The 16,171-nt window shown below is 33.6% G+C and carries 10 protein-coding genes; 6 read left to right on the top strand and 4 right to left on the bottom strand.

Annotated features, from left to right (window positions below; genetic code table 11):
• Positions 1-319: 319 nt before the first annotated feature.
• Both rocD and NH26_RS00230 read right to left on the bottom strand, forming a co-directional pair.
• On the bottom strand, positions 320-1,561 hold the full coding sequence (gene rocD / locus NH26_RS00235; protein WP_044224704.1) for an ornithine--oxo-acid transaminase: 1,242 nt from the start codon (positions 1,559-1,561) through the stop codon (positions 320-322).
• A 195-nt stretch (positions 1,562-1,756) separates the two neighbouring features.
• Positions 1,757-3,853: an OmpA family protein gene (locus NH26_RS00230; RefSeq protein ID WP_044224706.1), complete on the bottom strand. Its 2,097-nt coding sequence runs from the start codon at positions 3,851-3,853 to the stop codon at positions 1,757-1,759.
• Positions 3,854-4,135: 282 nt separating this feature from the next.
• Between NH26_RS00230 and lon the strand changes: the two genes are divergently transcribed.
• The 5 genes from lon to NH26_RS00200 all read left to right on the top strand — a co-directional run bounded on the left by lon (position 4,136) and on the right by NH26_RS00200 (position 12,744).
• Positions 4,136-6,598 (top strand): endopeptidase La, encoded by a 2,463-nt coding sequence (lon, locus tag NH26_RS00225; protein WP_044224709.1) that lies wholly within the window; start codon positions 4,136-4,138, stop codon positions 6,596-6,598.
• A 221-nt stretch (positions 6,599-6,819) separates the two neighbouring features.
• The gene (locus NH26_RS00220; RefSeq protein ID WP_044224712.1) at positions 6,820-7,809 is read left to right on the top strand and encodes a beta-ketoacyl-ACP synthase III; all 990 of its coding nucleotides are present in this window, start codon (positions 6,820-6,822) and stop codon (positions 7,807-7,809) included.
• Positions 7,810-8,055: 246 nt separating this feature from the next.
• Positions 8,056-9,600 carry a glutamate--tRNA ligase gene (gltX, locus tag NH26_RS00215; protein ID WP_044224715.1) on the top strand — a complete coding sequence of 515 codons (1,545 nt, stop codon included), beginning with the start codon at positions 8,056-8,058 and terminating at the stop codon, positions 9,598-9,600.
• 59 nt (positions 9,601-9,659) lie between these two features.
• The gene (locus tag NH26_RS00210) at positions 9,660-11,369 is read left to right on the top strand and encodes a glutamine--tRNA ligase/YqeY domain fusion protein (protein ID WP_044224719.1); all 1,710 of its coding nucleotides are present in this window, start codon (positions 9,660-9,662) and stop codon (positions 11,367-11,369) included.
• 89 nt (positions 11,370-11,458) lie between these two features.
• Positions 11,459-12,744, top strand: a protein-coding gene (locus NH26_RS00200) for an IS3 family transposase (RefSeq protein ID WP_139262739.1) whose coding sequence is annotated in 2 segments (ribosomal slippage) — positions 11,459-11,828 and positions 11,828-12,744 — 1,287 coding nt in all. Because the reading frame shifts where the segments join, the coding sequence is not laid out codon by codon here.
• Positions 12,745-12,790: 46 nt separating this feature from the next.
• Here the strand turns inward: NH26_RS00200 and NH26_RS00195 are convergent.
• Positions 12,791-14,641 carry an ATP-binding protein gene (locus NH26_RS00195; RefSeq protein ID WP_158021848.1) on the bottom strand — a complete coding sequence of 617 codons (1,851 nt, stop codon included), beginning with the start codon at positions 14,639-14,641 and terminating at the stop codon, positions 12,791-12,793.
• An 84-nt stretch (positions 14,642-14,725) separates the two neighbouring features.
• Positions 14,726-15,805, bottom strand: a complete 1,080-nt coding sequence (locus NH26_RS00190; protein WP_044228658.1) for a lipid A deacylase LpxR family protein — start codon at positions 15,803-15,805, stop codon at positions 14,726-14,728.
• A gap of 136 nt (positions 15,806-15,941) precedes the next feature.
• Between NH26_RS00190 and NH26_RS00185 the strand changes: the two genes are divergently transcribed.
• Complete coding sequence (locus NH26_RS00185) at positions 15,942-16,121, top strand: hypothetical protein (protein ID WP_044228660.1); 180 nt, start codon at positions 15,942-15,944, stop codon at positions 16,119-16,121.
• The last annotated feature ends 50 nt before the right edge of the window (positions 16,122-16,171 follow it).

Raw genomic sequence — 16,171 nt, 5'->3', positions numbered from 1 at the left:
TTTCATTAAAAAAAATAGTTATATAAAAATAGTTAGTCTAGACCTGTAAAATTTCCAGCATTGATCAATAGCACAAACATAAGATGTGTTAATTACGAACAATATATTAACATATATTTTTAAATCAGATTAATTGAATAATAAAACACTTTCAGAGATAAGTACAATAAAACACTCAAATTTTTGGTCATTTCGAAAAAAAAACCAACAAAAGTCGTCACAAATACACTTAATTATAATTGTATTATGTAATTAAAGTGCATCAAAAAAGGTCAGCTTCTTTTCAGAAACTGACCTTTTACTTTTTGATAAAATCAATCTATTTTTCGAAGTTCATCACTACATCAGTAATGATCTCAACACATTCATTCAATTGCTCTTCAGAAATCACTAAAGGAGGTGCAAAACGAATAATATTACCATGTGTTGGTTTGGCTAGAAGACCTTTGTGCATCAATTCATAACAAATTTTTGTAGCTGTAGAAGATTCTTCTGTATCATTTACAATCAAAGCGTTTAGAAGTCCTTTTCCTCTAACATTTACAAGAAGATCTGTTTTCTCACAAAGTGCTGTCAATTTCTCTCTAAAGATATTTCCTAAATGGAAAGCGTTTTCCATCAGTTGCTCTTCTTCAAGAACATTCAAGGCTTCTACCATAACAGCACACCCTAATGGGTTACCTCCGTAAGTAGAACCATGTTCCCCAGGATTAAAGACATCCATTACTTCAGAAGACGTTAACACTGCAGAAACAGGATAAAATCCGCCTGAAATCGCTTTGCCCAAGATTACCATATCTGGCTTAAATTCATCATAGTCAGAAGCGAGAAGCTTACCTGTTCTACCTACACCTGTTTGTACCTCATCTACCATGAATAAAACATTATGCTTTTTACATAGTTCTTGACAAGCTTTTAAATAACCTGCATCAGGTAAGTAAACTCCGGCTTCTCCTTGAATTGGTTCTAACCAAAGACCCGCTACATTAGGATTTTGAAGTGCTTCTTCTACCGCAGACAAATCATTGTAAGGAATGATACTGAATCCAGGCATAAAAGGACCAAAATTAGTTGTTGCTACAGGGTCTGTAGAAGCTGAGATTATTGTGGTTGTTCTACCGTGAAAGTTTTTTTCTACTCCAATGATGATTGCTTCATTGGCTGGAATACCTTTTTTCTCATATCCCCATTTACGTGCTAATTTGATGGCAGTTTCGTTTCCTTCGGCACCTGTATTCATCAAAATAGCTCTTTCGAAGCCAAAAGTATCACATAGCTTTTTCTCAGCAATTCCTAATTGGTCGCTGTAAAAAGCTCGAGATGTTAAAGTAAGTTTTGAGGCTTGTTCAATCATCACGTTCAAAATACGTGGATGAACGTGACCTTGATTTACTGCAGAATAAGCAGAAAGAAAATCGTAATACCTTTTTCCTTCTACATCCCATACGAATACACCTTCACCTTTAGAAAGCACTACTGGAAGAGGGGCATAGTTGTTTGCTCCATACTTCTTCTCCATCTCCATTGCTTCCTGTGAAGTCATAGCCATTACTTTATCCATAGTAAAAGATCAAAATTAAATGTTTATATGTATATGTGTCCTCAAATATGAGAGTAAAGGACTACTTATCCAACAATTTTTGATAGAATAATATTGATTCTGTTCAATTTCATTATCAGAAAATACAGAGAGTAAACGATTAAAAATGTCTTACAAAAAACTGTTTTTTTATTCTATGGTATCCAGCAAACAGGGTTATTCATCTCCCCAATCAATATTGTTATCATCTACAGGAACAGAAATTCGGTATTCATCTAAGAAGATTTTAAACTCTACTCTTCTGTTCAATCGTTTTTGTTCGGGAGTTTGGGGGTTCTTTACAATAGGATCAAAATCACCTCTTCCATCTGCTATGACCCGATCAGCACTTAACTCTCCATAGTTAATTATAAATTCTTTGATGGACTGTGCTCTTTCTTTTGATAATTTAAGGTTGGCATCATGGTTACCATCCGAATCTGTATGTCCTGTAACAATTAATCTATAATCATTATGCTTCACAAGAAAATCAATAACCAAATGTAAATTGTTTTCCATTTCAGGTTTTAATTTGGCACTGCCAGGATCAAAATCTATTGATGCAAAAGACAAGGAACTATTTACAGAAACTGCAGGGATTTGAACATGCTTGTCTCCTTCAACAAAGAAAATCTCTTCAATCTGGAAAAAATTATCTCCTTCAATTACCAATAAATATTTTTTATCGTTGATTAGTTCAAAATCAAAAGAACCGTCTTCTCTAATTTTTTTAGGAGCAACCTCTACTCTATCCGATAAATCAATTATAGTTACTACCCCTTTGAATACCTCTCCTGTGGTTGGTTCAACTACTCTACCTGAAAATCGGACTGTATTATTCGGTTTTGCTTCCATAGGTAAAGGAAAAGATTGCATATCCAAATTTGGATTTCCTTTTACCTTAGACTTGGCATAATACAATTGTTTCGCCTCTGCATCTATCGCAAAATAATATTCATCTCCAGCACCATTTACTAATGGTCCTACGTTTTTAGGTTCAGAAAAATTTCCTTCTACAATAAATGATTTATAAATATCAAAACCTCCGAAATTGACGATACCAACAGAAGAAGAAAAATATAATATAGGGTATTTCACATGTGGATAAGGACTTAACTCACTACCTCTAGAATTGATAAATGGACCAATGTTTTTTGCTTTGCCCCACGCTCCCTTAGCATCTTTTACAGAATAATAAATATCTGAACTACCAAATCCACCCTTTCTATCAGAGGCAAAATACAATGTATCTTCAGTCATAGATAAAGAAGGATGAGAATCCCATGCATAAGAATTAATTTTCGGTCCTAAATTAACCGCTTCATCCCAAGTGCCATCTTCTTTCTTTTTGCTGTAATAAATATCACAATCACCATATCCTTCAGGTGTCATACAACGAATGAAATAAAGCGTATTACCATCCTTACTTAAATAAGGAGAACCCTCGTTATAATTGGTATTGATTGTTTCTAATGGTTCTGCCATCCCCCACATATCATCAGTGGTTTTGTGTGAAATGTAGATATTTTCGTTATTTTTTTTGGGGTTAAACTGCTTATTAAAAGCAGAGGTATCTGTTTCAGAACGGTTACTTGTAAATAACAATTCCGACTGATTTTCTCCTCCAAGTGTCATTCCATAATCAGAAAAGTCTGAGTTTACCTGAGGTCCCATTTCTATTAGAACATCCTCTGGGGGGGTCAGAGTATCAATCAAAGCTCTTTTTTCGACTAAACGATAATAATCGTTGATATTAGCATATAGTGTTTTATCGAATAAAGTAAGTTCTTCATAATGTGCTAAAGCTTTGCTTATATCTGTTCTATTGTGTCTTAAGATTAATCGATACGTCTCTTTGGCTAATGCGTGATCACCCAAATACTCTGACACATTGGCTAAACGCCAAAGTAGGTCTACATCTACAGGGTTTACAAAATTATTGATACCAAATGAGGTCACATATTTATACAATACTTCTCGGTATTCTTCCCATTGCTTGTTTCTTTCTAAACGAGCAATTTGAGCTATCATAGCATTATTAGAATATTGAGGTATTTTATTAATGTTAGGAAATTGCAAGCCAGGCAGTTTCACTACATTATTAATTTTTGTAGGTTGAAACTCCTGAATACTCAATCCACTGCCTTCTTGTTGTTCAGTTTGTTGAGCATTTTTATTCTTTCTCTTCCTTTTTTGGGAGAAAACAGATGATGATAAAAATATAGTTAAGAGTAATATTATTAATATCCCTTCTCCTTTGAAGATTTTACTCATGATATATAACAGCGTCCTTAAAATATCAACGATTAAGGAACCAATTTTTCAGATTACGTGTAATAGTTAAATCAACTTGCAATTGTATAACGATCAAATTATAAAATCTGATACGTTATGCCAATTTTTTTATTCGGTTAATATTTCACAAAGATTACACCATACCATGACAACTTTGTCAGCATTTATGAAAATATGTCAGTTTTATTTATTTGGTTGATATATTGCTAAGTTATTATCACTTAATTGTGTTGTTGCAGTCTAAGATTCAGACAAACTTATATGAGAACAAAAGACACATTGGCCCAAGGCCTTTTATCAAATATAAATAATGATGCTATTATCTCCGTTATTTCAGACGAAGTTGATAGTGATTATAATTTGGACGGTATTGAAGAGTTGGAAGACGTACCTGTACTTCCGCTTAGAAATATGGTTCTTTTTCCTAATGTACTTATTCCTATTACAATTGGTAGAGAGAAATCTAGCAAACTAGTGAATAAGGCCTATGATGAGAAAAAATTTATTGCTTGTATTGCTCAAAAAGACGCCTCGGTAGAGGAACCTACGGCAGAGGATTTACATCAATATGGTACTTTAGTTCAGATCGTAAAAATCTTAAAGCTTCCTGATGGTAATTTGACAATTATCGCACAGAGTAGAAAGAAAATAGAACTGAAAAATATTACCGCAGAAGAGCCGTATATGATAGGTCAAGTTTCTGTAATGGAAGAAGACTTTTCAAAAATCGGTAAAAACGAAGTTTTAGCACTTGAATCTTCTTTAAAAGATGTGGCTTATCAGATATTAAGTCTGAATAGAGACATTCCTCAAGAAGCATCTCATGCTCTAGAAAATATCCGTGAGTTAGAATTTTTAGCCAATTTCATCGCTACAAACATCAATGCTGATGTCAATGAAAAGATGAAGATTTTAAAAGTCTCTAACGGTAAAACGAAAGTAGAAAAACTCCTTAAATTAATGCATAAGGAAGTTAATCTATTAGAGATCAAAAATGAGATTGCTGGCAAAACAAATGTAGATATCGATCAACAACAGAGAGATTACTACTTGCGTCAGCAAATGAAAGTGCTACAAACTGAATTGGGTGTTGAAGGCCCTGATCAGGAAATTGCTGAAATGAAAGCTAAAGCAAGCTTGAAAAAGTGGCCTGAGGAAGTAAATGAGCATTTCAATAAAGAATTAGCAAAACTTCAACGTTCTAATCCGGCTGCGGCTGATTTTGCAGTATCAATGAACTATTGTGAGTTTCTTCTTGACCTCCCTTGGGATGAAGTTACTGATGATAAATTTGATCTAAAATTAGCTCAGAAAATCTTAGATAAAGATCATCAAGGATTAGAAAAAGTGAAAGAGCGTATCTTAGAATATTTAGCCGTTCTAAAACTTAAAAACGATATTAAAGGACCTATCCTTTGTCTATACGGCCCTCCGGGTGTGGGTAAAACCTCATTAGGTCGTTCGATTGCCAAAGCTTTAGGTAGAGAATATAACCGTATTTCTTTAGGTGGTTTACACGATGAAACTGAAATTCGTGGTCACAGAAAGACTTATGTAGGTGCAATGCCTGGTAAAATCATCCAAAGTATCAAAAAATCAAAAGTATCTAACCCTGTATTTATTTTAGATGAGATTGATAAAATTGGCAATGATTTCAAAGGAGATCCTTCTTCTGCCTTATTAGAAGTATTAGACCCTGAGCAAAACAGTACCTTCGTTGATAACTACTTAGAAGTTGAATACGATTTATCAAAAGTATTGTTTATTGCTACAGCCAATTCTTTAGATACCATACAACCGGCACTAAGGGACCGTATGGAAATTATCGAAATTACTGGTTATACTTTCGAAGAGAAAGAACAAATCGCTAAAAAACATTTGATCCCAAAACAGAGATCTGAACATGGGTTAAAAGCGAAGGACTTCACTTTCACTGCTAAAGGCTTAAAATTCTTGATTGAAAACTACACTAGAGAATCGGGTGTACGTGGACTTGAAAGAACGGTTGGTTCTGTTGTTAGAAAGATTGCAAAATCTATTGCCTTAGAAGAGGAATATCAAAAGTCAATTGGACCTGATCAGATTATAGAATATTTGGGTGCTCCAATTTTTGAAAGAGAAACCTATTCTGATAATGATTATGCAGGTGTGATCACTGGTTTAGCATGGACGCAAGTTGGTGGAGAAATTCTATTCATCGAAAGCTCATTGAACAAAGGTAAAGGTAGATTAACTTTATCTGGTCAGTTGGGTGATGTCATGAAAGAATCTGCAACCACTGCTCTATCTTGGTTAAAAGCCAATGCTGATAAGTACGGAATTGATCATCGTATTTTTGAAAATTACGATCTTCATATTCACGTTCCTGCTGGTGCTGTTCCTAAAGATGGTCCTTCTGCTGGTATTACCATGTTATCTTCTATGGTATCGATTTTCACTCAAAGAAAAGTGAAAGCAAAACTTGCAATGACAGGTGAGATTACTCTTAGAGGTAAAGTATTGCCAGTAGGCGGTATTAAAGAAAAATTATTAGCCGCAAAAAGAGCTGGAATTAAAGAAATCATTTTCTCAGAAAGAAATCAGAGAGATGTAAAAGATATTCCAGAAAAATATACAGATGGTCTTAAACTTCATTTTGTAAAAGATGCTAAAGAAGTGTTAGAAATTGCTCTTCTTACTAAGAAAGTAGAAGATCCAATAAAATTTGACTTACCTAAAAAATAGCAAATTTAATTCTAGTAAATAGAAGGCATACTTTCAGTTTCATCTGAAGGTATGCTTTTTTCATTTCAATTTATCAGGCAAAAAATATTATTCGTTTAATTCATTAGATTTTTGTTAATCGGATAATTTTATTTGTTTTGCATCAATATTAGATATGTTTTCTTTCTAGGATTCATATTGTACCAAGTATTTTTTACACACACATCACAAACTAAATAGATATGAATCCTAAATATGCTGCTATCACTGCGGTAGCTGGATGGGTTCCTGATCATAAATTGACTAATAAAGACCTAGAAAAACTGGTCGATACTAGCGATGAATGGATTACTACGCGTACAGGAATAAAAGAAAGACGTATATTAAAGGACGAAACTAAAGGGACTTCAGTATTAGCAATAAATGCTGTAAATGCCTTACTAGACAAAGCAAACATCAATGGAGAAGACGTAGATTTAATTATCTGTGCTACTTCTACACCAGACATGGGATTTATTTCAACAGCCAACCTTGTTGGGGAAGCTATTGGAACTAAAGCAATGTCTTTTGATGTTTCGGCTGCTTGTTCTGGTTTTATTTATGCCCTAGAAATGGGGTCAAATTTTATCAAATCAGGTAACTATAAAAAAGTAGTTATTATTGGTGCTGATAAGATGTCGTCGGTAATTGACTATAAGGATAGAAATTCTTGTATTCTTTTTGGTGATGGTGCAGCCGCTGTTTTACTGGAACCTCATAATGAGTTAGGTGTAGTCGATGCCTTAATGTTTTCTGATGGATCAGGAAAAGAACTTCTTAATGTTAAAAGAGGATCTGCATTTCCTTATTCTGAAGAACAAGTGATGGGTGAACATCACTATTTTCATCAAGATGGTAAATCTGTATTTAAGCATGCTGTTACAAATATGTCTGCGGCTGCTGCTCAGATTATGCAGCAAAACAATCTTTCTGCAGATGATGTGGCTTATTTAGTACCACATCAAGCCAATCTTAGAATTATTGATGCCACTGCAAAAAGAATGGGTGTTGGTAATGACAAAGTTTGTATTAATATCGAAAAGTATGGCAATACAACTGGAGCAACTATTCCTCTTTGTCTTTGGGATTTCGAAAAACAATTTAAAAAAGGCGATAATATCATTTTAGCTGCATTTGGTGGTGGATTCACATGGGGATCTGTCTACCTAAAATGGGCTTATGATGCGAAATAATATATTCTTGCATTTTAGAAGAAGGCGATTCGAAAGAGTCGCCTTTTTTTGTGCATTCTAATTCCACACCTATATAGAGGCAAAAGTATCAGCACTTCCTCATTTTTTAATTTTCACATAGGATTATCTAATAATGATTTTAAATCGATGGCGTTTTATTTCAACTTATAGGTTATAAAAACAAACTTATTTCGATGATTTGATTAGATTTGCAGATTACTAGAAAAAATTATATCACATATAAAAATGGAAAATAAAGTAAGAGTACGTTTTGCGCCAAGTCCTACCGGACCTCTTCACATTGGTGGAGTGAGAACTGCATTATTTAATTACCTTTTTGCCAAACACAATGGTGGCGATTTCTTGGTACGTATCGAGGATACAGATCAGAACCGCTTTGTGGAAGGTGCTGAAGAATATATTAAGCAGAGTTTGGAATGGGCGGGCATCGTAGCTGATGAGGCTCCTTGGAAACCAGGGGAATGTGGTCCTTACAGACAATCTGAGCGTAAGGAAATCTACAGAGAATATGCCGAAAAATTAGTCCAAAACGACCTTGCTTATTATGCATTTGACACTCCTGATGAATTAGAGGAAATGCGTGAGCGTTTAAAACAAGCGCGCGTAAATACACCTCAATACAACGCGATGACAAGAATGCAGATGACCAACTCTCTTACGCTTTCTGCTGATGAAGTAAAGCAAAGAATTGAGAATGGTGATCCTTATGTTATCCGTTTAAAAGTTCCTAGAAAAGAGGAAATCAGATTAAATGATATGGTTAGAGGATGGGTAATGGTTCATTCTCATACAATTGACGATAAAATTTTAATGAAGTCTGATGGTATGCCTACCTACCACCTTGCTAATGTTGTGGATGATCATTTAATGGGCATTACACACGTGATTAGAGGTGAAGAATGGTTACCTTCTGCCCCACTTCATGTATTATTATATAAATATTTAGGTTGGGAAGATACTATGCCTCGTTTTGCTCACTTACCTTTATTACTAAAACCTGATGGAAATGGTAAATTAAGTAAGAGAGATGGCGATAAAATGGGCTTTGCTGTATTCCCACTAGAGTGGAAAGATCCTGCTACTGGTGATATCTCTAGAGGATTCAAACAAGATGGCTACTTAAATGATGCTTTCATCAATTTCTTAGCTTTCTTAGGCTGGAATCCTGGAGACGAAAGAGAATTCTTTACGCTAAATGAATTAGTAGAAGAATTCACTATGGAAAGAGTGACTAAGGCAGGCACTAAATTCGACATCGACAAAGCAAAATGGTTTAATCAACAATACCTAAAGGAAAAGTCTGATGAAGAATTAGCTCAATACTTGATGGCTGACATGGAGGCTGATGGTGTAGCTACTACTCCTGAAAAAGCTGCGCAAGTAGCCAATCAGTTAAAAGAGCGTGTTACATTCCCTCATGAGATCTGGAGAGACGGACGTTTCTTCTATGAAGTTCCTTCTGAATACGACAAAAAAACCGTAAAAAAGAAGTGGAAACCTGAAGGAGTAACAGTTCTTGAAGACTATGCTGCCACAATAGAAGGCATGGAAGAGTTTACGGCTGATATTGCCAAAGATACTTTCACTGCTGTATTAGAGAAACATGAAATCAATTTAGGTAAAGTAATGCCTGCTTTGAGAGTGGCTATCTCTGGTAAAGGTGGTGGTCCAGACTTAATGATTATGCAAGAGGTTCTAGGTGCTAAAGAAGTTGCATCAAGAATCAAGATTGCCATAGAAGAGATCAATAAGTTAAAAGAGAATAATTAAGCATTTACATAATGTAGGTAGACCAATCTCTACCTACACTATTTAATTTCATTGGAACAATGGAAGAGAACAAAAGTGAAAAAAGAATGGACTTTATTCGTGAAAAAATCACGGAAGAATTAAAGTCGGACAAGAATGGAGGAAAACTATTATTCCGTTTCCCTCCTGAGCCAAATGGCTATTTGCATATCGGTCATGCAAAATCAATTTGTTTAAACTTCGGTCTATCACAGGAATTCCAAGGTGCAGGTACTAACCTTCGTTTCGACGATACTAACCCTGCCAAAGAAGACCAAGAATATGTAGATGCTATCAAAGAAGATATTCAATGGTTAGGATTTAATTGGGAAGGCGAACCGAAATTTACTTCAGATTACTTTGAGCAATTGTATGCTTGGGCTGTTCAACTTATCAAAGAAGGGAAAGCTTATGTAGACGATCAAAAAGCTGATGAAATTGCTGCTCAAAAAGGAACTCCTACTACTCCAGGTACAGAATCTCCATTTAGAAATAGATCGGTAGAAGAAAACTTAGAGTTGTTCGAAGGAATGAGAGAAGGAAAATTCGATGAAGGTTCTCGTGTATTGAGAGCTAAAATTGATATGGCCAACTCAAATATGCACCTTCGTGACCCATTCTTATATAGAATTATTAAAAAGTCACACCATAAAACGGGTGACAAATGGAGTATCTATCCAATGTATGATTGGGCACATGGTCAGTCTGATTACATAGAAGGTATTACCAACTCTCTTTGTACAACTGAATTTGAAGTGCATCGTCCTTTATATAATTGGTTCTTAGATCAATTGGCTGAAAAAGGAAAAATCCGTCCTGAACAAACAGAATTCTCAAGACTAAACCTGAACTATACAGTCATGTCTAAGAGAAAGCTTCTTCAATTAGTTGAAGAAGGCGTTGTAAACGGATGGGATGACCCTCGTATGCCTACAATTTCAGGATTAAGAAGAAGAGGTTACACACCTAAATCTATCAGAAATTTTGCTGAAAAAGTGGGTATTACTAAGCGTGACAACGTTATTGATGTCTCTTTATTAGAATTTGCTGTTCGTGAGGATTTGAATAAAACTGCTCCAAGAGTAATGGCTGTTCTTGATCCTATCAAATTAGTTATTGATAACTATGAAGAAGGAAAAACAGAATGGTTAGAAGCAGAGAATAATCCTGAAGATGAAAATTCTGGTTCTCGTCAAGTACCATTCTCAAAAGAGTTATATATCGAAAGAGAAGACTTTAAAGAATCTGCTAACCGTAAGTTCTTCCGTCTTACTTTAGGTAAAGAAGTTCGTTTGAAAAATGCTTACATCATAAAAGGTGAAAGTTGCGTGAAAGACGAAGATGGGAACATCACAGAGATTCATTGTACTTATGATCCACTTTCTAGATCTGGTAGTGGAACAGAAGAATCTCAACGGAAAGTGAAAGGAACATTGCATTGGGTATCTGCAGAACATGCTGTAGACGCCAAAGTAAACCTTTACGACCGTTTGTTCTCTGATGAGGCTCCGGATGCAAGAAAAGATCCTGAAACAAAAGAAAGTATTGATTTTAAAACTTTCTTGAATCCAGAATCATTGCAAGTATTGGAAGGATGTAAAGTAGAACCTTCTTTAAAGGAAAATAAAGCAGGAGATAATTTCCAATTCCAACGTTTAGGGTACTTTATTCTAGACAAAGAATCTACTTCTGACAACTTGATTTTTAATAAAACAGTTGGATTAAAAGATTCTTGGGCAAAGAAAAAATAAGCCAAAACACCCCATTTTCGATGATGTGAATGGGGTTATTTAATATATTGTAACGTCCTAAAATAAGTTGACTAAATTGTAATAAATTTATGTCAAACACCAGAAAAGCAAAATCTTCAGAATCCCCAATATCTTACAGCTTATCATTCAAACAAAAGGTTGTAGAAGAATTTGAAAGTGGGCTTTATACAAAAGCAGCTCTTCATAGAAAATATTCGATTGCAGGTCATAGTACAATTGCTCGTTGGTTAAGAAAATATGGTAAATTGTCTCACACAAAATATAAATCCATAGGACGACCAATGAAAGATAAAGAGCAACAGCGTATAAAAGACCTTGAGGCATCATTACGACAAACAGAAAAAGAGTTAGAAAAAGCTTTAAAACAAAAAGATGCAGAATTAGATGCATACAAAAAGTTTATCGAGATAGCTGAAAGAGAATTGAATATTAAGATTGTAAAAAAGTCTGGTACCAAGCAGTTCAAGAAATAAAAACAGAAAATGCTTTAACAACAGAGCAATTATGTCAACTGTTTGGTTATACAAAACAAGCTTTCTATAAGCGTTCTACTAAGAAGTCACAATCAAAAGACTATCTTGATCAAGTAAAACAAGAAGTAATGAAATACAGGTCGTTACTTCCAAAATTAGGAGGAAGAAAACTACATTATTTGATGCAAGATTTTTTGTCTTCTAATCAAATAAAAATGGGTAGGGATCAGTTGTTCAAATATTTAAGAGAATCTAATTTACTAGTAAGTAGAAAACAAAAGTATCATAAAACAACGAATTCAAAACACTGGATGCGTAAATATCCAAATTGTGTAAAAGGACTTCATATTCATCGTCCTGAGCAAGTATGGGTAGCTGATATCACTTATTTAACTTGTAATACAAAGCACCATTACTTACATTTAATTACAGATGCTTACTCTAAACGTATTGTAGGTTATAAATTATCTAATAACATGCAGGCTGAAACCACTGTAGAAGCATTAGAAATGGCTTTAAAGGGTCGTATATATGATGAAAAATTGATACATCACTCAGATAGAGGACTTCAATATTGCAGTCAGTTATATACAAAAATTTTAAACGCGAATGATATTAAAATCAGTATGACTGAACAAGCTGATCCTTATGAAAATGCAATAGCAGAAAGGGTTAATGGAATACTTAAAGATGAATTCCTTCTTGATATTCATTTTGGAAGTAAAGAAATTATGGAAACACAAGTTAAAGAGTCAATTGCTCTATATAACCAAACTAGACCTCATTTTTCTATAGGTCTTTTAACTCCAAACCAAGCTCATTTACAACAAAAGGTGAAGTTGAAAAAATGGAAAAAGAAAACCCATCTACAAGCAATATGAAGATGGGTATAATGTATTTTTAACTGTCAACTTTTTTCAGGACAAGTCATATCTTAGAAGAGGAGGTGTCAATTTTGTCATCTCCTTTTTTAATGATTTGAAGTTTCTTAGAAATACTAAAACTAAAGGTAGTCCCCCCCGTTTTGTTTCCCTCTGCTTTTATCACACCTCCTAATTGCTGAATGATTTTTTTACAATTAGCTAAACCTAAACCACTACCTGAATATTCACTCTGGTTATGTAATTTTGTAAAAGGTTCGAACACATAATCTAATTTATCTTCTTGAATTCCGATACCATTATCAGTAAAAGAGAATACCCAAAAATCATCCTTATTTTCTAATTCAATATTAATGGTGAGCTCATTTGATTTATTTCTGAATTTAAAGGCATTATTCATCAAGTTTTGGAAAACCCTATATAAACCAAAATAATTAGCTACAATTTTCGGGAAAGTAGTATAGCTAATCTTCGCTTTTGATTCTAATGTTTCCGTTTTTAAATCGTCTCGTACATCACCTAATAGGCTATTTATATCTACTTCTTCAAACTCTATTATTTCATCAGAGTTTTTAAAATCAAGTACATCTATTACAAGATGATTTAATCTTTGCACCGCTTTATTAATGACTTCCATATACCTTCCTGAAGGTTCGCCATTAGAAATTGTAAAATCAATTAATTTAGCTACGTTATTTATTGGTGATTTAATATCGTGTGATGCAGAATAGACAAAATCTTCAATTTCTTGATTTTTTTGAATAAGTTCTTTTTCGGATTTTTTTAAATTAATAATGTCGGTAATATCCATAAAAGAACCCAAAATGGATTCTAAATTTCCATGCTTATCAAATTCAAAACCCGAGTCTCTAGACCTTAACCATTTCCATTTATTTTCTTTGGTTTTAAATCTATAATCCACTTCAAAACTCGTTGTTGTATCATTGGATTCTAGCAACCTTTGCCAATGTCTTATGATTTTATTTTTATCGTCCTTGTGTATCAGATCAAGAAACTGACTATTGGCCATATTTCTAAACTCATTCCTTTTAAACCCTAAGATCTCTTCACACCTGTTATTACTATATATATTTTTCGATTTCTTGATATTGAATATATATACACCATGTTGGGTATTCTGAGATAATTTTTCTGTGAAATGGTTTCTCTGTACTAACGCTTGCTGATAATAATATTGATCAGTCACGTTTCTGGTAATAAGATTTAGTTTTACAACTTGATCATTCTCAATAATGGGTGTAACAAAAGTATTGTAATAGATTTTACCATTAGGAGAATCAAAATCCACTTGATATTGAGTAGGTTTCTTTGTCTGAATAGAAGAGTCAAGAGCTTCTTCTACGACTTTTTTAGACTCTTCACTCGGTAAATAGTTCAACACACTTGTACCGATCACTTCCTCTTTTATTAATCCGGGAGCGACGTGGTTTATGTATATAATTTCTTTATGAGCATCTAATTGAAATATGTGATCTTCATTGTGTGAAATTAAGGAGTAATAAACATCAACATTTTCTTTATTTTTCTGATTTATTTTATCAAAATCTTCTGTAGGTGTTAATGACAAACGGTAAAAATCATCATCATCAGAAATTTTGTTTATGCATAACTGTACACCCTGAATAGATTTATTTTCAAGTTGAATACTAAGGTATATATTATCCTCAAATCGTATTTTTTTATCTTTTTCTATAAAACTATTTAATGTATTGAAGGACTCTTTGTTAACTATAAGTTTAGAAATTGAGTGGTTGATCAAGTCCTTATGGTTATACCCAAAACTTTCACAAAATTCATTATTAAAATAAAGTATTGTTAAGTTTGAATCAATAATTAAATTAGCTTCTGAGAAATTGTTTAGTAATATAAAATCCACAAATAATAATTTATATGATGTATATGCAGTAGTCAATTCTCAAAATATAAAAAAAAAACAAGCAAGTCAAGGTAATCCTTTGAATTACAACCCATAGTAAAGAGATATCTCCCCCCAACCAAACAAATTTTTATTTCTGAAAGAATCGTTTTCAACTACTCTGTAATACCTAAACATCCATCTTTTAATATTGAAGTTCACCCCATATACCCAGTTCAATATTAATGGTTGTATTGCATCTTGTGTTAAAACATAGGGACTCGATTCAAATTGAATCAAAGAACCTTGTGCAGTACCATCATAAGCAAGACCACCTACATGAAACTCCGTAAAGAAATAGATTTGTTTTACTTCGTTTAAACTTGGTAAAAGGCTTTGAAATGTATTACCAAGTCCTCTTTTCTTCATTAATTTCTTTCGGGCTTTACTCATTTTCTCTCCTTCATGGAGATAAGGAGGCTTTTTTTGCCTCACTCCTTCTTTGGAATAATAGGTGTCGTTAAATTTACCAAACTTAAACTGTACTCCAGTAAGTGCATAATTATAGATTGTACCTACATGTAGTTTCGCAAAAACATTTGTTTCGTAGAGTTTACCGACAAAAGGCAGCATTTTATGAACAGATACATCAGCATCTAAAATCAATCCATTGCCAATTTGATTATGCCAACCTTCAAAGTCTTTATTCTCTAAAAATAGAGAGTGCATAAAATTTTGTGTTTGCCCACCAAAAGCGGCAGGACCTTGTACACCAACATAAATGTTACTTTCGATTCTTATTGTCCTCCAATAATCAGAGGTCACTTTTTTATAAGTAGCATAAAGTAAACCTGCGTAAGGTCGATCAGTTGAATCTACTTCAGATTTTGAAGCATCTTCTGGAGTATGCATATCTTGACCTATTCCTAAACTAAATTCTTTTTGAGTAGGATTCTTTAACCCAACTAAAAGCTTATCCATCACTTTATTATTAAAATGATGACTAGCCCATGTTAAATGGATACCATTGGTGAAATTTCTATCAGATTGCATCCAGTATTGATAAAAATCATTCTGTGAAGAAAGAATTAAATACTCACTTTGTGGCTTGTTGAGTGAATCGCTTTGAGCACTTAATTGACAAGTCAAGAAAGCTAATAGGATAAAAACTAAATTAAATCGCATCATAATATGGTGATAATAATCACCGAAATTAATACTTATTAGGCTAACCTTAACAAGCATTACATGAAAAATTTCTACTTTAATCAAAGAACCTACGTTATTTGTACTGTTACAAAGATCAAAAACAGCTATCGTTATGGAAGAACAAGATTCAAAGACGCTGGTGGATTCTCTATTATCTAAAATAAATGAGAATATAGAATCGAGTAAAGAATTAGAAAATAATATTAGAAAAGTAAGAATGAAAAAAGAAATTCTTGAATCTAAACTTACTGCTCTAAAATTAGTGATTCAAAGACACCACACAGAAAAATAACCTGAGACCCCTGTATATAGAGAATACTATAAAAATCTAAACTGTTTCTA

Origin of the sequence: Flammeovirga pacifica (assembly GCF_000807855.2) — a bacterium.
In the GTDB taxonomy this organism is placed as follows: Bacteria; Bacteroidota; Bacteroidia; order Cytophagales; family Flammeovirgaceae; genus Flammeovirga; species Flammeovirga pacifica.
This window is presented reverse-complemented; position numbering and strand designations above follow the sequence as displayed.

Coding starts and splice junctions, on each gene's coding strand:
- rocD (WP_044224704.1), bottom strand. CDS start 1,561: ATGGATAAAGTAATGGCTATGACTTCACAGGAAGCAATGGAGATGGAG.
- NH26_RS00230 (WP_044224706.1), bottom strand. CDS start 3,853: ATGAGTAAAATCTTCAAAGGAGAAGGGATATTAATAATATTACTCTTA.
- lon (WP_044224709.1), top strand. CDS start 4,136: ATGAGAACAAAAGACACATTGGCCCAAGGCCTTTTATCAAATATAAAT.
- NH26_RS00220 (WP_044224712.1), top strand. CDS start 6,820: ATGAATCCTAAATATGCTGCTATCACTGCGGTAGCTGGATGGGTTCCT.
- gltX (WP_044224715.1), top strand. CDS start 8,056: ATGGAAAATAAAGTAAGAGTACGTTTTGCGCCAAGTCCTACCGGACCT.
- NH26_RS00210 (WP_044224719.1), top strand. CDS start 9,660: ATGGAAGAGAACAAAAGTGAAAAAAGAATGGACTTTATTCGTGAAAAA.
- NH26_RS00190 (WP_044228658.1), bottom strand. CDS start 15,805: ATGCGATTTAATTTAGTTTTTATCCTATTAGCTTTCTTGACTTGTCAA.
- NH26_RS00185 (WP_044228660.1), top strand. CDS start 15,942: ATGGAAGAACAAGATTCAAAGACGCTGGTGGATTCTCTATTATCTAAA.